14 protein-coding genes and 1 riboswitch are annotated in these 17,674 nt (G+C 74.4%); of the genes, 8 read left to right on the forward strand and 6 right to left on the reverse strand.

Features of this window, described 5'->3' with window-relative positions:
* Positions 1–77 precede the first annotated feature (77 nt).
* Positions 78–809 carry a hypothetical protein gene (locus tag ACGF5G_RS19655; protein WP_393264633.1) on the reverse strand — a complete coding sequence of 244 codons (732 nt, stop codon included), beginning with the start codon at positions 807–809 and terminating at the stop codon, positions 78–80.
* A 280-nt stretch (positions 810–1,089) separates the two neighbouring features.
* Positions 1,090–1,225, forward strand: a riboswitch (SAM riboswitch).
* A gap of 10 nt (positions 1,226–1,235) precedes the next feature.
* Here ACGF5G_RS19655 and thrC point away from each other — a divergent pair.
* On the forward strand, positions 1,236–2,522 hold the full coding sequence (thrC, locus tag ACGF5G_RS19660) for a threonine synthase (protein ID WP_393264635.1): 1,287 nt from the start codon (positions 1,236–1,238) through the stop codon (positions 2,520–2,522).
* A 27-nt stretch (positions 2,523–2,549) separates the two neighbouring features.
* Here the strand turns inward: thrC and ACGF5G_RS19665 are convergent, their stop codons facing one another.
* Positions 2,550–3,539, reverse strand: a complete 990-nt coding sequence (locus ACGF5G_RS19665) for a LysR family transcriptional regulator (RefSeq protein ID WP_393264637.1) — start codon at positions 3,537–3,539, stop codon at positions 2,550–2,552.
* 230 nt (positions 3,540–3,769) lie between these two features.
* On the opposite strand from ACGF5G_RS19665, the gene ACGF5G_RS19670 reads away from it, so the two are divergent.
* The 3 genes from ACGF5G_RS19670 to paaN all read left to right on the forward strand — a co-directional run bounded on the left by ACGF5G_RS19670 (position 3,770) and on the right by paaN (position 7,376).
* Positions 3,770–4,282 (forward strand): hypothetical protein, encoded by a 513-nt coding sequence (locus ACGF5G_RS19670; RefSeq protein ID WP_393264640.1) that lies wholly within the window; start codon positions 3,770–3,772, stop codon positions 4,280–4,282.
* 348 nt (positions 4,283–4,630) lie between these two features.
* Complete coding sequence (locus tag ACGF5G_RS19675; protein WP_393264642.1) at positions 4,631–5,650, forward strand: GNAT family N-acetyltransferase; 1,020 nt, start codon at positions 4,631–4,633, stop codon at positions 5,648–5,650.
* Between the two features lie 52 nt (positions 5,651–5,702).
* Complete coding sequence (gene paaN, locus ACGF5G_RS19680; RefSeq protein WP_393264644.1) at positions 5,703–7,376, forward strand: phenylacetic acid degradation protein PaaN; 1,674 nt, start codon at positions 5,703–5,705, stop codon at positions 7,374–7,376.
* A gap of 47 nt (positions 7,377–7,423) precedes the next feature.
* On the opposite strand, the gene ACGF5G_RS19685 is transcribed toward paaN, so the two are convergent.
* Complete coding sequence (locus tag ACGF5G_RS19685) at positions 7,424–7,969, reverse strand: GNAT family N-acetyltransferase (protein ID WP_393264646.1); 546 nt, start codon at positions 7,967–7,969, stop codon at positions 7,424–7,426.
* 209 nt (positions 7,970–8,178) lie between these two features.
* Here ACGF5G_RS19685 and ACGF5G_RS19690 point away from each other — a divergent pair, with 209 nt between their 5' ends.
* From ACGF5G_RS19690 to groL, 3 genes are all read left to right on the forward strand, one after another.
* Positions 8,179–8,382 carry a cold-shock protein gene (locus tag ACGF5G_RS19690; protein WP_013288855.1) on the forward strand — a complete coding sequence of 68 codons (204 nt, stop codon included), beginning with the start codon at positions 8,179–8,181 and terminating at the stop codon, positions 8,380–8,382.
* 507 nt (positions 8,383–8,889) lie between these two features.
* Positions 8,890–9,975, forward strand: coding sequence for a hypothetical protein (locus tag ACGF5G_RS19695; RefSeq protein ID WP_393264649.1), 1,086 nt, complete (start codon positions 8,890–8,892; stop codon positions 9,973–9,975).
* A 275-nt stretch (positions 9,976–10,250) separates the two neighbouring features.
* Entirely contained in the window at positions 10,251–11,873 is a 1,623-nt protein-coding gene (gene groL, locus ACGF5G_RS19700) for a chaperonin GroEL (RefSeq protein ID WP_350706882.1), read from the forward strand.
* Positions 11,874–11,932: 59 nt separating this feature from the next.
* Here the strand turns inward: groL and ACGF5G_RS19705 are convergent, their stop codons facing one another.
* From ACGF5G_RS19705 to ACGF5G_RS19715, 3 genes are all read right to left on the reverse strand, one after another.
* Positions 11,933–12,130, reverse strand: coding sequence for a hypothetical protein (locus ACGF5G_RS19705; RefSeq protein ID WP_393264651.1), 198 nt, complete (start codon positions 12,128–12,130; stop codon positions 11,933–11,935).
* 92 nt (positions 12,131–12,222) lie between these two features.
* Positions 12,223–13,149, reverse strand: coding sequence for a GNAT family N-acetyltransferase (locus ACGF5G_RS19710; protein WP_393264654.1), 927 nt, complete (start codon positions 13,147–13,149; stop codon positions 12,223–12,225).
* Positions 13,150–13,195: 46 nt separating this feature from the next.
* The gene (locus ACGF5G_RS19715; protein ID WP_393264656.1) at positions 13,196–15,766 is read right to left on the reverse strand and encodes a S8 family serine peptidase; all 2,571 of its coding nucleotides are present in this window, start codon (positions 15,764–15,766) and stop codon (positions 13,196–13,198) included.
* An 80-nt stretch (positions 15,767–15,846) separates the two neighbouring features.
* Between ACGF5G_RS19715 and ACGF5G_RS19720 the strand changes: the two genes are divergently transcribed.
* A complete protein-coding gene (locus ACGF5G_RS19720; RefSeq protein WP_393265022.1) occupies positions 15,847–17,664 on the forward strand; it encodes a glycerol-3-phosphate dehydrogenase/oxidase in 1,818 nt (605 codons plus the stop codon).
* Positions 17,665–17,674: the final 10 nt, after the last annotated feature.

The raw sequence follows: 17,674 nt of genomic DNA on the forward strand, positions 1-17,674 counted from the left end.
CCGCCCGGCACGACCGGAGCCCGCGCCGGCGGATCGGCCGGCGCGGTCCTGGGCCCGGTACGACCCCCGGCGGGACGTCAGCGGGAACGGGGCCTGCGCTTGCGGTCGGGGGAGTCGGGGGAGTCTGGCGCGGTGCCGGAGCCGACGGTTTCCCCGTCGTCGGACGCGTCGGCAACCCGGGCGTCGGTGTGGCTCAGCTCGGCCAGCGTCGTTCCCCTGAGCTGGTAGACGGCGGTACGCCGGATGCTCAGCTCGGCCGTCGGGCCGTCCGCGGGCCGGGTCAGGTAGACCACCGTCGCCCTGCCGTCGCGCACGCTGATGCTCTCCACCGGCGTACGGTCGCCGAGGTCGACCTGGGCCTGGTAGTCCGGCTCGCCCTTGACGTTGCGCCAGGCGGCGAGAGTGAAGAAGCGGCCGGTGCCGCCGCCGTCGAGCATGATCACGCCGATCGCGTCGCCCGCGCCGTCGCCGTCGAGGTCGCCGATGGCGCACGGCCGCTGCAACTCCACCGTCGTGCCGTCCCGGTCGGACCAGCGACCGGCGGCGAGGCGGATCGGGGCGGCGTACCCGCGGTAGCGGACCCGGCTGCTGCCGATCCGGGTGTTGCGCAGTTCGAGGCAGGTGAGCTGGTCGCCGGTGCGGCGGGGGGTCGGGGTCGCCCAGGCGGCGTCGACGTCGTCCCGCTTCGCGCTGGCGGGCCGGTCGGCGGACCGGTCCCGCTTCTTCCGGTTGCCCGCGGAGCAGGCGGTGGTCACCGCCAGCAGGCAGGCCATGGAGAGCGCCACCACCGGGACGAGCTTGCGACGCATTCGCGCGTTCCTTTCCGTCAATGTGCCTGCACGGTAACGGGAGCGCGCCAGGGGCACACGACCGCTGCTGGTCGCCGTGTTCGGTCCGGGCAGGTGGGCGCGACACCCTGCTGCGCGCCCGGCGCCCCGCCGCCGGTTCCCGCTCCGCGGCAGCCTGAATCCGTACCGTCGAGGAGAGGCCGCCCCTGCGGCTCGGCGGCGACTGCGGGATCGCTCACATCCTGGGATCTGCCATCGATCCGGGCGGCGTCGGTGCTTAAACTCGCAGGTACAACTGCATACCTCATCCAGAGGGGCTGAGGGATACGGCCCGACGACGCCCCGGCAACCACCCCGCGCGCTCACCGCTGAGCGACCGACGGGGCAGGTGCCAATTCCGTCCCCGCCGCAGGGTGCGATGCGGGGAAAGATGAGAGGACCCTCGACATGACGTCGACGTTCGCCGTCTCCGGCATCGACACCACCACCAGCCCCGCCCGCGCCCTGGTCTGCCGCGCCTGTTCGGCCCGCTACCCGCTCGCCGCCCAGCACGCCTGCTACGAGTGTTTCGGCCCGCTGGAGGTCGACTACGACGCCGCCGCGCTGGCGACGGTCACCCGGGAGCAGATCGAGGCCGGTCCGCAGAACATCTGGCGGTACGCCGCGCTGCTGCCCGCCGGCCAGGACCCGGCGACCAGGGTCACCCTCGACCCGGGCTTCACCCCGCTGGTCGCCGCCCCGCACCTCGCGGCCGAGCTGGGCATCACCGCCCCGCTCTGGGTCAAGGACGACAGCGGCAACCCGACCCACTCGTTCAAGGACCGGGTGGTCTCGGTCGCGCTGACCGCCGCCCGGGCGCTCGGCTTCAGCCGCTACGCCTGCGCCTCCACCGGCAACCTGGCCAACTCGGTCGCCGCGCACGCCGCCCGCGCCGGGGCGCCGTCGGTGGTCTTCATCCCCGGCGACCTGGAGCAGGGCAAGGTCGTCACGACCGCCGTCTACGGCGGCGAGCTGGTCGCCGTCGACGGCTCGTACGACGACGTGAACCGGCTCTGCGGCGAGCTGGTGGAGACGGACGAGTTCGAGGACACCGCGTTCGTCAACGTCAACGTCCGCCCCTACTACGCCGAGGGGTCGAAGACGCTCGGCTACGAGGTGGCCGAGCAGCTCGGCTGGCGGATCCCGGCCCAGGTGGTCATCCCGATGGCCTCCGGGGAGCTGCTCACCAAGATCGACAAGGCGTTCGCCGAGCTGGTCGAGATCGGCCTGGTCGAGGCGCCGGCCGGCGGCTGGAAGGTCTTCGGCGCCCAGTCGGCCGGCTGCAACCCGATCGCCGCCGCCCTGCACGCCGACACCGACACGATCACCCCGGTCAAGCCGACGGGCATCGCCAAGTCGCTGAACATCGGCGACCCGGCCGCCGGCCTCTACGCGTTGGAGGCGGTGCGCCGCACCGGGGGCTGGATGGAGTACGTCGACGACGACGAGATCCGCGCCGGCATCCGGCTGCTGGCCCGCACCACCGGCGTGTTCGCCGAGACCGCCGGCGGGGTGACGGTGGCGGTGCTGCGCAAGCTGGTCGAGTCCGGCCGGCTCGACCCGACCGCGGAGACCGTCGTCTTCAACACCGGCGAGGGGCTCAAGACCCTCGACGCGATCGCCACCCAGGCCGGCCCCACCCACCGCATCAGGCCCTCGCTGCGCGCCGCCCGCGACGCCGGCCTCCTCGGCTGAGGTCCGAGGCCGGTGACCGCTCGCGGCTCAGCCGCCGGCCCGGCCCGCCCCGGCACCGGTCGCGCGACGCGTCCCGACGCCGGCCACCCGGTCCGGTCTGCCACCGGCCGGCGTGGTCGCGCCGTGCAGGTGGCGCGCGACCGTCGCGGCGACCTGACGGAAGGCGAGCACGGCGGCACGGCGGTCGTGCCGCCGGGCGGCCGCGACGAAGGGCACCGGGGCGACCTCGGACAGCTCCACGAAGCGCAGCTCCGCGAGGGGCGAGAGCCCGCGTGCCGTGCGGGGGCCCACGGCCACCACCGCCGGGTCCTGGAGGATCAGGTACGCCATCTCCGCCGGCGAGGTGACCGTCACCCCGCGCTGCTGCGGCGGGCAGCCGTCGCGGTAGTCGTTGAGCAGCCAGTAGTCGCGGATCGTCGGCACGTCCTCGATCCGGGGCATGGCCAGCGTGAGCACGTCCGCCAGCGACACCGCCGCGCCGGCGTCGGCCAGGGGATGCCGGGCGCTGAGCGCGAGGACGCGGGGCTCGGCGAACAGCACCGTCCAGTCGTGCCGTTCGGGGTCCAGCGGCAGCCGGGTGAGCGCCACGTCGATCTGGTCCTCCAGCAGGGCGGTGTACAGCCCGCCCACGGTCAGTTCGCGCAGGACCAGCCGTACCTCGGGAGCGGCCCGCTGCCAGGCGGGCAGGATCGACGCGATGAGGTCGCCCGCCCCGCCGGTGCTGAAGCCGACGCGTAGCGTGCCGTCGCCGGTGCCGACGGTGTCCCGGGCCGCCCGCACGCCGTCGGCGACCCCGACCACGGCCCGCTGGGCCGGTTCGAGCAGCGCGGATCCGGCCTCGGTGAGTCGGACGCCCGCCGGCTCCCGGTGGAACAGCGGCGCGCGCACCGACCGCTCCAGGGCGCGGATCTGCTGGCTCAGCGTCGGCTGACTGACGTGCAGCAGCGCGGCGGCGCGGGTGAAGGACCGCTCCTCGGCGACGGCGAGGAAGTACCGGAGTTGACGTAGTTCCACCATGACGATCCCCCTCGCCCGACCCCCGCGGGCATCGACGATCAGAAGATCTACCAGTACTCATAGGTCCGTCCTATGGCCCATCGGTGTCGCGTCTTGGACAGCCCTCCCGACCCGGCCGAAGAATCTGCAGGTGGCGGCACCCGGAATCTCCCGGGGTCCACCGCCGCCTGTCACATTGGCGACGAATTGCGGTCGGCCGCGACCACCCGGCCGGCACGAGAGGGGTTCCCATGAACGCAGCACCGGCCCGCGTCACCCGGGCGGCCGTGACCGCCTTCACCATGCTGGCCGCCTCCCTCGGTGTGGTGGCCCTCGGCGCCACGCCGGCGGCGGCCGGGACGCTGGACAAGTACACCGTCAGCAAGTCGTCGAGCAGCTTCGACGGCGGCTGTGTGGCGGAGTCGACCGTGAGCTACTGGCCCGGCACCGACACCGCGACGTTCACCACCACGGTCCGCAACCCGTACCTGTTCGCGGCGTGCCGGGTGAACACCCGGCTGTTCGTGCAGGGCGCCTCGACCCAGTGGACCAGCGCCACGCACTACACGATGGCGTGTGGGATCACCGACACGACGTGCGCGTCCACCCAGACCACGACCGGCACCTACTACGCCGCCACGCCGAGCCTGACGGCGTACGTGGACAGCGTCAACGACGCGCTGGAGGCGATGGGCCTGGAGCGGTCGATGACCCGCAAGAAGGCGGTCGAGTCGATCTCGATCGAGTTCAGCAAGGCGGGCTGACGCGGCGAACGGGCGGCCGGCACCCACGGGGCGCCGGCCGCCCGTTGTCGTCCCGGGACGGGGGGCCGGGAGGAACGGGGGAGGGGCGACCCACCCGGACGGGGGATCGGGTCGATCCGCCGGGTAACTGGCTTTTCGCTGTGAGTGCGGAAAACGCGCCGACAAGGACTTGACGGCAGGAACCGGGCGGCGCAAGATGCTTCGTGCGGGAGGGCGTCTCGCCGGAGACTTTTAGTTCTTGCGACCCAACGCCGGAGGCGTTGTGCGAGTGTCCCTCCCGACCAACGTCCGATCGGGCCAGCGGTTAAATCGCTGGCCCGATCGTCGTTCCCGGGCCACCCTCGGGGCATGAGCATCACGATCGCGCCGATCGACGCCGCCGACCAGACCGCGATCGACGCGGCCTACCGGATCGGGGCGGCGGCCAACGACGCCGACCTGCCGGACTTCCCACCCTTCTGCCGGCGGCGCTTCGAGGCCGCGATCCGGCACCCGATGCCCGGCAGCGCTGCGATCTGGGCGCTGGCCCGGCTCGACGGCGTGCCGGCCGGCTACCTCGCGCTGGACCTGCCGCAGCTCGACAACACCGAGAACGCCAGCGCCGACCTGATCGTGCACCCGGCCCACCGGCGCCGCGGGGTGGGCCGGGCGCTGCACGAGCACGCCGTGCGGCTGCTGCGCGAGCGGGGCCGCAAGCGGGTGCTGGGGATGGCGGTCGCCGCGCTGCCCGGCGGCCCGCCCCGGTCCGGGGCCGGCGCCGCCTTCGCCGCGTCGACCGGCGCCCGGCCGGCGCTGGCCGAGATCCGCAGCCGGCTCGACACCACCCGGCTCGACCACGACGGGCTGGACGCCGCGCTGGCCGACGCCCGCACCCGGGCCGACGGCTACCGCGTCCTCCGCTGGCAGGGGCGCACCCCCGACGAGTACGTCGCCGACATCGCCTACCTCGACGGCCGGCTGATGGCCGACGCGCCCCTCGGCGACGTGGAGTGGGAGCCCGAGCGGATCGACGTCGAACGGGTCCGTGGCATCGAGCGGGCGCTGGAGGCGCGGGGGCGGCGGCGCTACCACACGGCGGTGCGCCACGAGGCGTCCGGCCGGGTGGCCGCCTGGACGCTGCTCGACGTGGGCGCCTCCGCCGACTGGCACGCGTTCCAGCAGATCACCATCGTCGACCCCGCTCACCGGGGGCACCGGCTCGGTCTGCTCGTCAAGATCGAGAACCTGCGGCACCTGCTCGCCCACGAGCCGGCGGTCCGCGCGATCGACACCTTCAACGCGGCCGAGAACAGCTACATGATCGCGATCAACGAGCAGCTCGGATTCCGCCGGGTCGACGGCTGGACCGACTGGCAGCTCACGATCTGAGTTGTGACACGGCCCTACTGATCCTGGGGCTTCCTGTTGCATGATGGCGGGCATGACGGAGACCCCGCACCCCCTGTACGACAGGCACGCCGACACCCTGACCCGTGCGCTGACCGCGATCACGGAGCGCGGGTACTGGTCCGCCTACCCCGAGTCGCCCAGCCCACGGGTCTACGGCGAGACCGCCGCCGCCGACGGCAAGGCCGCCTTCGAGGCGTACCTCGGCGGCGACTTCCCCCTCGACCAGCCGGGCGCCGGCGACCGGGTCGCCACCGAGACCAGCCCGTTCGGCGTCGAGCTGGGCGTCCGCTACCCGCACGCCGGGGCCGACGAGCTGGTCGCCGCCGCCTCCGCCGCCCTGCCGAGCTGGCGCGACGCCGGCCCGCAGACCCGGGTGGGCGTCTGCCTGGAGATCCTCGACCGGCTGCACAAGCACATCTTCGAGCTGGCCAACGCGGTGCAGTTCACCAGCGGCCAGGCGTTCGTGATGGCCTTCCAGGCCGGCGGCGCGCACGCGCTGGACCGCGCGCTGGAGGCGGTCGCCTACGCGTACGCGGAGATGACCCGGCACCCGGGGACGGCGGGCTGGGAGAAGGCCGCCGGCAAGGGCGACCCGCTGCGGATGACCAAGACCTTCCACGTGGTGCCCCGCGGCGTGGCGCTGGTGATCGGCTGCAACACCTTCCCGACCTGGAACTCGTACCCGGGGCTGTTCGCCTCGCTGGTCACCGGCAACCCGGTGGTGGTCAAGCCGCACCCGCGCGCGGTGCTGCCGCTGGCCATCACCGTCAGGTACGCCCGGGAGGTGCTCGCCGAGGCCGGCTTCGACCCGAACCTGGTGCTGCTCGCCCCCGAGGCCCCCGGCGAGAAGCTCGCCTCCACGCTGGCCCTGCACCCGGCCGTGAAGATCGTCGACTTCACGGGTTCCACCGAGTACGGCGACTGGCTGGAGGCCAACGCCCGGCAGGCGGCGGTCTACACCGAGAAGGCCGGCCTGAACACGGTGGTGGTCGACTCCACCGACGACTTCGCCGGGATGTGCCGCAACCTCGGCTTCACGCTGACCCTCTACAGCGGCCAGATGTGCACCACCTCGCAGAACATCCTCATCCCCGCCGAGGGAATCGCCACCGACCAGGGACACAAGAGCTTCGACGAGGTGGCCGGCGGGATCGCCGCCGCGATCGGCAAGCTCACCGCCGACCCGGCGCGCGGGGTGGAGTTCACCGGCGCGATCGTCAACGACGGGGTGCTGGAGCGCCTCGACGAGGTCACCAAGGTCGGCGAGACGGTGCTGGAGTCGCGTACGGTCGAGCACCCGGCCTTCCCCGGCGCGGTGGTCCGCACCCCGACGCTGGTCAAGCTGGCGGCCGGCGACACGGCGACCTACTCGAAGGAGTGGTTCGGGCCGATCTCGTTCGCCATCGCGACCGACTCGACGGCGCACAGTCTGGAGATCCTGCGGTCGACGGTCGGCGAGAAGGGCGCGCTCACCGCGGCGGTCTACTCCACCGACGAGGCGGTCCTCGACGCGGCCGAGGCGGCGGCGATCGAGGTCGGGGTGCACCTGTCCTGCAACCTGACCGGCGGGGTCTTCGTGAACCAGTCGGCGGCCTTCTCCGACTTCCACGGCAGCGGCGCGAACGCGGCGGCCAACTCCGCGCTCACCGACGGCGCCTACGTGGCCAACCGGTTCCGCATCGTGCAGTCCCGTCGGCACGCCTGAGTCGCGGTCGGGTTTCCGGGGTGGGCTGCCCCGGAAACCCTCCCGTGTCAGGCGGAGCGGCGCATCTGGAGTTCGGTGAGCGCCGGCACGGTGGGGTGCGGCACGCGTACGCCGGTGTCGACGAAGCCCAGCCGCCGGTAGGCGCGGTAGGCCCGGTCGTTGCCGACCACCACCTCCAGCATCAGCTCGGGCCGGCCGCACTTCCGGGACCAGGCGGCCACCGCCTCGACCAGCTCGCCGAGCAGGCCGGTGCCGCGCCAGGACGGGGTGACGTAGACGGCGTAGACGACGGTCAGCCCGGGCTCCTCCGGGGTCACCGTGCCCCCGGCGTGCCCGACCAGCCGGCCGCCCGGGTCCGCGACGAACTGCGCGGTGTCCGTGCCGGCCGACACGTGCGCGATCCGGGCCGCGTAGTCGGCGTGCGGCCGGGCCGCCGCGGTGGCGAGGGTCTCCAGGAAGGCCAGCGGCGCGTCGGCGAGCATCTCCAGCCGCAGCGCCCGCATCCGGGCGGCGTCCCGGGGCCGGACCCGCCGGATCTCCGCGTGCCGGGTGACCGCCGACCCCCGCTCCGGCCCGTCCGGCGTCCTCGTCATGCCGAATGCCTACCACAGCGACGGATGACGATGCCCCTCGATCGGAATATGCCCGATTTGGGGTCGTGCGCCGTCGTCACGCCTCGTGTAGCGTGCGATTTCGGTCACCGAATGCAGCGGCCTCCCCGACCGCCGGTTCGGTGGTCCTCCGGTGCCGGTCCGCCGGCCTCCGGGGTTGTGAGACGCCGTGCAGAGTGAGGAAGTGGACCGTGGCACAGGGCACCGTTAAGTGGTTCAACGCCGAAAAGGGCTACGGCTTCATCGCCGTCGACGGCGGGCAGGACGTCTTCGTCCACTTCTCCGCGATCGAGATGGACGGCTACAAGGCGCTGGACGACGGCCAGCGGGTGGAGTTCGAGATCGCCCAGGGCCAGAAGGGCCCCCAGGCCGAGCGCGTACGCGTCATCGCCTGACCCCCGTCCGCCGCAGACCGGGCCCGTCCGCCATAGACCTGGGCCCTTCCGCCGCAGGCCGGGCCCTTTCCGCCGCCGACCGCCCCGCGCGGCGGTGCCAACGACATCCGTCGATCCGCTCCGGCGGGTGAGCCGGTCGGGTGACCCGCTTCGACACATGGGTTCGGCGGGCGAAATGGTGGCGTGTGGTGGGCGCTGTCGAGCTGCCCCGTCTGTAGGACCACCCGTCTCGGTATGACCATGCCTCGCATCCGGCTCGGCCGCCTGCGAGGCGTGGTGTGCCCCATCTGTGAGGGCAGCTCGACAGGGGCCGGGCAGCGGCACCGGCGGGGTCCGGTTTCGGGGTGTGACCTGCGGCATCGTTGGACGCGAACCGTGGCCGGGACGGGTCGTGGTTCGTGGTCGTGGCCCGTGGTCGTGGCCCGTGGTCGTGGCACCCCGGGCTGCGGTACGGGGTGCCAGGCAGGGAAGATCGTGAGCCGGTTCAGCCGTCGCTGAGGAGGGTTCATGTCCGACCAGCCACCCCAGGGCACGCCGCCGTCGGGGGATCCCGACCCCGCCACGGCCGGCGATGCGAGCGCGCCGCAGCCGCAGGGGTGGGTCTTCCCGCCCACCGGCGGGTTCCCGGCCGGCTCCGGCCCGTACGGCGGGCAGCCGTGGTATCCGGGCGCGCCGGTCGTGTATCCGGGCGCGCCGGTCGCGTACCCGGGGCAGCCGGTCCACGGGTGGTACCCGCCCGGCCACGGCCTCGACCCGGCCGACCCGCTGGTCACGCCGCCCGGCGGCAGCGTGAGTGGCTGGTTCGACCGGTGCGTCGGCGCGGTGCGCCGGGGCTGGCGGACGCTGCTGCCGATCCTGCTGCTCACCCAGGTGCTGCCGGCCGTGGTGCTGTCGGTGCTCGCGCTGGTGGTCGACCCGTCGGCCAAGTGGGACGAGTCGATGGCCGACGACCCGGCCGCGCTGCCCGACACCTTCCTGGCCGACCTGGGCACCATGATGGCCGTGCTGATCGGCGGCGCACTGGTCTTCGGCCTGGTGCAGAGCCTCGGCTGGGCCGCCGGCACCTGGGTGGTCGCCCGGCAGGCGGCCGGCCAGCCGGTGACCGTCGGCGCCGCGCTGGGCTACGGCCTGCGCCGGGCGCCGGGCCTCTGGGGCTGGACCCTGCTGATGAGCGTGATCATCGGGCTCGGGGTGTGCTTCTGCGTCATCCCCGGCATCTACTTCGCCTTCGCGCTGAGCATGGCCGGCCCGGTCTACCTCTTTGAACGGCAGCACCCGATCGGCCGCTCGTACCGGATGTTCCACGACCGGCTGGGCCTGCTGCTCGGCCGGGTGGCGCTCGTCGCGGCGGCGGTGATCGTCGGGGGCGGGGCGGCCGGCCTGGTGGAGGGCATCGGCTCGCTGCCGTTCGGCGTCACCCCGCTGGAGTCGCCGGGCACGGCGGTGGGCGCGATCGCGGTGGCGGTGCTCGGCGGGGTGCTGGGCCTGCCCACCCACCTCGCCCAGCTGGTCGGCCTGGTCGTCACGTACGCCGAGCAGCGCGCCCACGAGGGGCCGGTGGACAGCGCGCGGCTAGCCGGTGAACTCGGCTGAGCGGGGCGGTCGTGCTTGCACTCGGCAGGGGAGAGTGCTAAACAAGTCATTGGCACTCGCATACCGTGAGTGCCAATGGTCGGGGCGGTAGGGCCACGGCCGCACGGGCGTCCACACGTCGGTGCGGCACATGGCCGGTCGTCGCGGGCTATCCGGCCCGGCCGAGGAGACGTCGTCGTCGCCAGGTGGCGACGTCCCCAAGGTGCGTACACCAGGCGGCCCATCCGGGACACAACCTCCGGGTGGCCCGTGAGTGTCCAGGAGGACAACGCCGTATGGCCAAGATGATCGCGTTCGACGAAGAGGCGCGCCGGGGCCTCGAGCGGGGCATGAACCAGCTCGCCGACGCCGTGAAGGTGACCCTCGGCCCCAAGGGCCGCAACGTCGTGCTCGAGAAGAAGTGGGGTGCCCCCACCATCACCAACGATGGTGTGAGCATCGCCAAGGAGATCGAGCTCGAGGACCCCTACGAGAAGATCGGCGCCGAGCTGGTCAAGGAGGTCGCCAAGAAGACCGACGACGTTGCCGGTGACGGCACGACGACGGCGACCGTCCTGGCCCAGGCCCTCGTCCGCGAGGGTCTGCGCAACGTGGCAGCCGGTGCCAACCCGATGGCCCTGAAGCGGGGCATCGAGGCCGCCGTGGCCAGCGTCTCGGAGGAGCTGTCCAAGCTCGCCAAGGACGTCGAGACCAAGGAGCAGATCGCCTCCACCGCCTCCATCTCCGCCGGTGACAGCACCGTCGGCGAGATCATCGCCGAGGCGATGGACAAGGTCGGCAAGGAAGGCGTCATCACCGTCGAGGAGAGCAACACCTTCGGCCTGGAGCTGGAGCTCACCGAGGGTATGCGCTTCGACAAGGGCTACATCTCGGCCTACTTCATGACCGACCCGGAGCGCATGGAGGCCGTCTTCGACGACCCCTACCTCCTGATCGTCAACAGCAAGATCTCGTCGGTCAAGGACCTGCTCCCGATCCTCGAGAAGGTCATGCAGTCGGGCAAGCCGCTGCTGATCATCGCCGAGGACATCGAGGGCGAGGCCCTGGCCACCCTGGTCGTCAACAAGGTCCGGGGCACCTTCAAGTCGGTCGCCGTCAAGGCGCCGGGCTTCGGTGACCGCCGCAAGGCCATGCTGGCCGACATCGCCATCCTCACCGGTGGCCAGGTCATCAGCGAGGAGGTCGGCCTCAAGCTGGACGCCGTCGGCCTCGACATGCTGGGCCGCGCCCGCAAGGTCGTGGTGACCAAGGACGAGACCACCATCGTCGACGGTGCCGGCGACGCCGAGCAGATCCAGGGCCGGGTCAACCAGATCCGGGCCGAGATCGACAAGAGCGACTCCGACTACGACCGCGAGAAGCTGCAGGAGCGGCTGGCCAAGCTGGCCGGCGGCGTCGCGGTGATCAAGGTCGGCGCGGCCACCGAGGTCGAGCTGAAGGAGCGCAAGCACCGCATCGAGGACGCCGTCCGCAACGCGAAGGCCGCCGTCGAGGAGGGCATCGTCCCGGGTGGTGGCGTCGCGCTGGTGCAGGCCGGCAAGACCGCCTTCGACAAGCTGGACCTGACCGGCGACGAGGCGACCGGCGCGCAGATCGTCAAGATCGCGCTGGACGCCCCGCTGCGGCAGATCGCCGTCAACGCCGGCCTCGAGGGCGGCGTGGTCGTCGAGCACGTCCGCAACATCGAGCCGGGTCACGGCCTCAACGCCGCCAACGGCGAGTACGTCGACCTGCTGGCCGCGGGCATCATCGACCCGGCCAAGGTGACCCGTTCGGCGCTGCAGAACGCCTCGTCGATCGCGGCGCTCTTCCTCACCACCGAGGCCGTCGTGGCGGACAAGCCGGAGAAGGCCCCGGCCGCCCCGGCTGGTCCGGGCGGCGGGGACATGGACTTCTGAGTCCAGCTCCACGTACGCCGGAAGGGGCGGGCCGCGTCAGCGGTCCGCCCCTTCCGCCGTCAGGTCGGCAGTGGTCGTTGGTTGCGTCTCTTCTGCGCCCGGCCGTACGGCTGCGGGATCTGGACCGGCTCGTCGACCAGCGCCACCGGCTCGTCGGTCGGCTCGTCGGCGCCGCTCATCTCCGCCTGCTGCTCGGCGTCGCCGTAGTCGAGCCGGTCGAACGGCAACGGGCCGGGGCGTTCGTCGTCCGTGGTCATGGCTGCCTCCTCTACCGAAACGGTAGGGGGCGTCGATCAAAGATGGGGGCGAATGGGGTTATCGGCGTCTATATCCCCTTCGCCCCCTTCCATCACTCCCCGAGCGTCCTGCGGTACAGGAAGAAGACCCGCTCGACCCGGGCGCCCGCGCTGCCCGAGTAGAACGGCACCGGCCCCACCCAGCCGATCTGCGCCGCCGTCACGCCCGCCGCCCGCTGGTCGCGCAGACAGCGGCGCAGCAGCACCCCGCCGATCCCCGAGCCCTCCGCCGCCGGGGCGGTGCCCATCGGCCCGAACCAGCTCGGCCGGGACGACCCGTACGCCGCGAAGCCGAGCACCTCGCCGTCGCGCTCGGCCAGGTGGCAGCCCGCCCCTTCCCGGCCCACCGAGCCGGCCAGCTCCGCGTCCCAGGCGCCGCCGAACGTGGCGCGGGCGAACTCCGCCAGCGCCGGCAGGTCGGCCGGCTCGGCGCGGCGGACCGAGACGCCCCGGCCGGCCAGCCGTGCCTCCGCCGCCTCCGTGGAGCGCAACGCGGGGGAGTCGTCGTACGACAGGTCGGCGGTCATGTTCCACGCCGTCCGGTCCTGCCGGTAGCCGAGCGCCAGCGCGGCGCAGACCGCCGGGGTGTAGCGCACGTCGATCCCGGGCCAGGCGTAGTACGGCGGGTTCCCCGCCAGCAGCACCTCGGCCGCGCCGAGACCGGCCAGGGTCCGCTCGGCGGACGACAGCAGCGCCCGCCCCACGCCCCGGCGCCGGTGGTCGGGGTGCACCACCACGAGGTCCACGTGCCCGAGCCCGGCGTCCCGCCCCGACAGGGAGCAGACCAGCGCCCCGACCAGCTCCGCCCCCCGGTACGCGCCCAGCGCGACGACCGGCCGGTCGGCGGCCGCCCGGGCCCAGAGCGCGGCCACGAGGGCCGGTGCCTCGGCGGCGTCCTCGGGCAGGTCCAGCGCCCGGCGGCACAGCTCCACCACGGCGGGCGCCCGGTCGGCGGTCAGCTCGACGATCTCCGCATCCATGGTCGCCGACCCTAGAGCACGGGGTGCGGGGGAGGGCAGGGGCCGCTCACCCGCGGGCCGCCCGCACCGCCGCGTACGCGTCGACCAGGCCGGCGCCGGTGATGTTCGCGTCGCCGCCGCAGGTCTCCGTCCGGGAGGCGTACGTCGCGTCGGCCGGGGTCGCGGTGTCCCGCAGGATCTGCCGGGTGCGCGGCAGGTCGCCCACCAGCGCCGGGTTGGCCGACCACATCAGCGCCACGACGCCGGCCACCTGCGGGGTCGCCATCGAGGTGCCGCTCAGGGCGGCGTACCCGCCGCCGGGCATCGCCGACAGCACCTCGTCGCCGGGGGCGACCAGGTCCGGCTTCGCCGCCCCCGCCACCGGTCCACGGGACGAGAAGTCGGTGACCCGGCGCCGCTGGTCCACCGCGCCGACGGTCAGCACGTCCGCGTACGGCGCGGGCGGGTCGTCGATCGAGCCGCAGTACGGGCCGGTGTTGCCGGCGGCGGCGACGACCAGGATGCCGGCGGCCTCCAGGGCGGCGGTGGCCGGCCGGAGCGCGCGCGGGTCGCAGCCCTCGATCGGCGGGCAGCCCCACGAGTTGGTGAGGATCTCCGGGGCGCGCGCCGGGCGCCCGTCCGTGAACGGGTTCCCGCCGGGCGGGAAGGGCGCCAGCATGAACTGGAGGCAGCCCAGGTAGTACCCGGGGTTGCCCAGGTTGCGGTCCAGGTTGACGCAGCCCACCCACTGCGCGCCCGGGGCCACCCCGATCCCCCCTCGGCCCACCGCGCTGCCCACGGTGTGCGTGCCGTGCCCGCCCTGGTCCGTCGGGGAGCGGGTGCCGTCCCACGGGTCGTACCAGGAGTCGTCGCCGCCCCGGAAGCCGGCGGCCAGCGCCGGGTGCCCGCCGTCCACCCCGGAGTCGGAGCTGCCCACCACGATCCCGGAGCCGTCCACCCCGAGCTGCGACCAGACGCGGTCCGCGCCGATCATCCGGACGTTCCACTCCGGGCCGGCCGGCGCGGGCGCGGTGCCCCGACTGCGGCCGGCCGGCGCGGGCAGCGGCCGCACCCGCTGGCTGACCAGCACCCGGGCCACCTCCGGCCGGCGGGACAGCCAGGCCCGCACCGCCGGCCCGCCGTCCACCTCGACCGCGTTGACCAGGTAGTAGGGGGTGTGGTCCAGCCGCAGCCGGCGCAGGTCCCGGCGCAGGTCGGCCTGGGTCCGCTCGGCGGTGTCGACCAGCCGCCGGTAGACCTCGCCGGCCCGCGCGTCCCGGCCGGCCCGTCCGGCCGTCGCCGGCACCCCGTCCAGGTCGGCCTGCTCGCGCAGCACCACGAACAGCCGCTCGCCGTGCAGGCCGGGCTGACCCGCGCCGACGGCCACCGCGCCGACCGTGACCAGCAGGGCCGCGGCGGTCACCCCGGCCACCCGCCGGCTCGGCCGCCGGCTGCGGGGCCGGGCCAGCAGCACGCCGTACGCCACGGCGAGCACGGCCGCGACGGCGAGCCCGGCGCCGGCGGCTGCCGCCACCCAGAACGGCACGTCGCGGGTGTTGGCCAGGACGAGGGTGATCTCCTCGGGATCGGTGAAGGCCAGCGGGCCGAACACGGCGAGCCCGACCAGCCAGCGGGTGGCGGCGCGGACCCCGGCCCGCCCGCCCGGCTCGCGCCCGCCCGGCTCACTTCCTGCGGTGCCCGGTGGGCCGGCCGGGGCGGTGCCCGACGGGCCGGCCGGGGCGGTGCCCGACAGGGCGGCCGGGGCGGTGCCCGACGGGTCGGCCGGCGCCGTGTCCGGCGGCGCGGCCGGGGTGGCGGCGGCCGGGCGGCGGGCCGCCGCGTGCAGGGCGGCCAGCGCGAAGCCGGCCGGCGGCAGGGTCAGCAGCAGGGACAGTTGCGCCCCGGACTGCCCGACCCCGGCGGCGAGGACGAGCAGCGCGACCCCGGCGACCAGCCCGCCGACCAGCACCAGCCGGGCTGGCCGGGGCGGCTCGCCGACGGCGAAGCGGGACCAGAAGGCGTCGTCCAGCAGCGCCCCGGCCAGCACGCCCAGGGCGGCGGCGGCGAGCCCGGCGAGCACCGTCTCCAGCAGCCCGCCGAGCGCCCCCAGCCAGACCCACGGCAGCAGCAGCGCCAGCCCGCCGGCCACCCCGAGCAGGGTGGCGGTCGGGGCGGAGGGCCGGCGCGAGGCGGCGGCGCGGCGGGCGAGCGCCCGCAGGACGAGGGCGGCCAGGGCGGCCGTGGCGGCCAGCGCCGCGAGGTACGCCTCGTGGTGCACCGGCGGGAGCGCCCGGAGCGGCCCCAGCGCGCCGAGCACGAGCGCCGCGGCCAGCCAGGCCCGGCCGGTGGCGCGGACCGCCGGCGAGCGGGGCAGCAGGGCGAGCGAAAGCGCGGGCGCGCCGACCAGCAGCACGGTGAACAGCACGGTCGCCGGCCAGAGCCACACCACGCGGTGCAGCCCGGAGGCCAGCACGATCTGGTCGGCCAGCCACCCGCCGAGCTGGCTGACCACCACGAACCCGACCGTCCAGCAACCGGCGACCACCGCCGCCACCACGGGCCACGGGCTCGACCGGGCCGGCGCGGCCGGCGGGAGCGGGGCGGGCTGACCAGCGGGGAACGGGGGGCCGATCTCCATTCCTCAGACAGTACGACGCGGACGGTGTGTGCCGCCGGTGTGGCCGTGACGGTTACCGTGGACGGGTGCGCGACCCCAACGTGTCCCGAACCGAGGCCAGCCAGCTCTCCCCGGAGCGCCGGGCCACCGACCTGCGCCGCCTGCGGGCCGAACGCTTCGACGTGCTGGTCATCGGCGGTGGGGTGACCGGGGCGGGCGCCGCCCTGGACGCGGCCTCGCGGGGGCTGAAGGTGGCCCTGGTGGAGGCGCGCGACTACGCCGCCGGCACCTCCAGCCGCTCCAGCAAGCTGATCCACGGCGGCCTGCGCTACCTGGAGCAGCTGGAGTTCCACCTGGTGCACGAGGCGCTCACCGAGCGCGGCCTGCTCGCCACCCGGCTCGCCCCGCACCTGGTGCGGCCGGTGCCCATCCTGGTCCCGCTGCCCGGCGGGCGCGGGGCGCGCGACCTGCCCGGCCGGCTGTTCCGCCGCTCCTACTACGGTGCCGGAGTGGCGGCGTACGACGCCTTCGCCGGGATCTTCGGCGGCGGCCGGGGCATGCCGCTGCACCGCCACCTGACCCGCGAGGGCGCCCGCCGGGTCTTTCCCAGCCTGCGGGCCGACGCGCTGGCCGGCGCGATCCGCTACTACGACGGGCAGGTCGACGACGCCCGGCTGGTGGTGACCCTGGCCCGCACCGCGGCCAGCCTCGGCGCGACCGTGGTGCCCAGCGCCCGGGCGGTCGGGCTGATCCGGCAGGCCCGCGAGGTCACCGGCGTCCGGGTCCGCGACCTGGAGGCGCCGGCCGGCTCCCCGGACGCCGAGTTCGAGGTGCGCGCCCGCACCGTCATCGCCGCCACCGGCGTGTGGAGCGACGACATGTCCCGGATGCTGAACGACGTCGGGCTGCGCCCCGGCATCCGCGTCCGGGCCTCCAAGGGCGTGCACCTGGTGGTGCCCCGTTCGGCGATCACCGGCGAGGCAGGGCTGATCCTGCGTACGGCGACCAGCGTGCTCTTCGTCATCCCGTGGGGCGGGCACTGGATCATCGGCACCACCGACACCGACTGGCGGCTCGACCGGTCCCACCCGGCCGCCTCCGCCCGGGACATCGAATACCTGCTGGAGCAGGTCAACACCGTGCTGGACCGGCCGCTCACCACGGCCGACATCGAGGGCGTCTACGCCGGGCTGCGGCCGCTGCTGGCCGGCGAGGCCGACTCCACCTCGAAACTGTCCCGCGAGCACGCCGTCTTCGAGCCGATGCTCGGGCTGCTGCTGGTCGCCGGCGGCAAGTACACGACGTACCGGGTGATGGCCTCGGACGTGGTCGACCGGGCCGCCCACCGGCTCGGCGCCGTACGCCCCTCGCGTACCGCCGACCTGCCGCTGCTGGGTGCGGACGGCTACCCGGCGATGTGGCGGGGCCGGGCGGACCTGGCCCGCCGGCACGGGATGCCGGTCGGGGTGGTCGAGCACCTGCTGGAGCGCTACGGCACCCTCACCGTGGAGCTGCTCGCGCTGGTCGACGCCGACCCGCTGCTCGCCTCCCCGCTGGCCGGTGCCCCGGAATACCTCGCGGCCGAGGTGACGTACGCGGCCCGGGCGGAGGGGGCGCTGCACCTGGAGGACGTGCTCACCCGGCGGACCCGGATCTCCATCGAGACCGCGCACCGCGGCCTGGAGTCGGCCGGGCACGCCGCCGAGCTGATGGGCGCGGTGCTCGGTTGGGACGAGGCCACCCGGGCCCGTGAGGTGGAGCACTACCGGGCCAGGGTGGAGGCGGAACGCCAGTCCCAGCTGATGCCCGACGACGCCACGGCGGACGCCGCCCGGCTCGGCGCGCCCGACGTCCGGGGCTTCGCGGCCGACCGCGGCTCGGACGACGATCCCGTCGAACTACCGTCGTCGTCCCGCTGACCGTTCCCCC

Source organism: Micromonospora sp. NPDC047730, assembly GCF_043204765.1.
Taxonomy (GTDB): Bacteria; Actinomycetota; Actinomycetes; order Mycobacteriales; family Micromonosporaceae; genus Micromonospora.

Bases quoted from the DNA above. Each gene is read 5' to 3' on its own strand.
- ACGF5G_RS19655 (WP_393264633.1), bottom strand. From the start codon at position 809: ATGCGTCGCAAGCTCGTCCCGGTGGTGGCGCTCTCCATGGCCTGCCTG.
- thrC (WP_393264635.1), top strand. From the start codon at position 1,236: ATGACGTCGACGTTCGCCGTCTCCGGCATCGACACCACCACCAGCCCC.
- ACGF5G_RS19665 (WP_393264637.1), bottom strand. From the start codon at position 3,539: ATGGTGGAACTACGTCAACTCCGGTACTTCCTCGCCGTCGCCGAGGAG.
- ACGF5G_RS19670 (WP_393264640.1), top strand. From the start codon at position 3,770: ATGAACGCAGCACCGGCCCGCGTCACCCGGGCGGCCGTGACCGCCTTC.
- ACGF5G_RS19675 (WP_393264642.1), top strand. From the start codon at position 4,631: ATGAGCATCACGATCGCGCCGATCGACGCCGCCGACCAGACCGCGATC.
- paaN (WP_393264644.1), top strand. From the start codon at position 5,703: ATGACGGAGACCCCGCACCCCCTGTACGACAGGCACGCCGACACCCTG.
- ACGF5G_RS19685 (WP_393264646.1), bottom strand. From the start codon at position 7,969: ATGACGAGGACGCCGGACGGGCCGGAGCGGGGGTCGGCGGTCACCCGG.
- ACGF5G_RS19695 (WP_393264649.1), top strand. From the start codon at position 8,890: ATGTCCGACCAGCCACCCCAGGGCACGCCGCCGTCGGGGGATCCCGAC.
- groL (WP_350706882.1), top strand. From the start codon at position 10,251: ATGGCCAAGATGATCGCGTTCGACGAAGAGGCGCGCCGGGGCCTCGAG.
- ACGF5G_RS19705 (WP_393264651.1), bottom strand. From the start codon at position 12,130: ATGACCACGGACGACGAACGCCCCGGCCCGTTGCCGTTCGACCGGCTC.
- ACGF5G_RS19710 (WP_393264654.1), bottom strand. From the start codon at position 13,149: ATGGATGCGGAGATCGTCGAGCTGACCGCCGACCGGGCGCCCGCCGTG.
- ACGF5G_RS19715 (WP_393264656.1), bottom strand. From the start codon at position 15,766: ATGGAGATCGGCCCCCCGTTCCCCGCTGGTCAGCCCGCCCCGCTCCCG.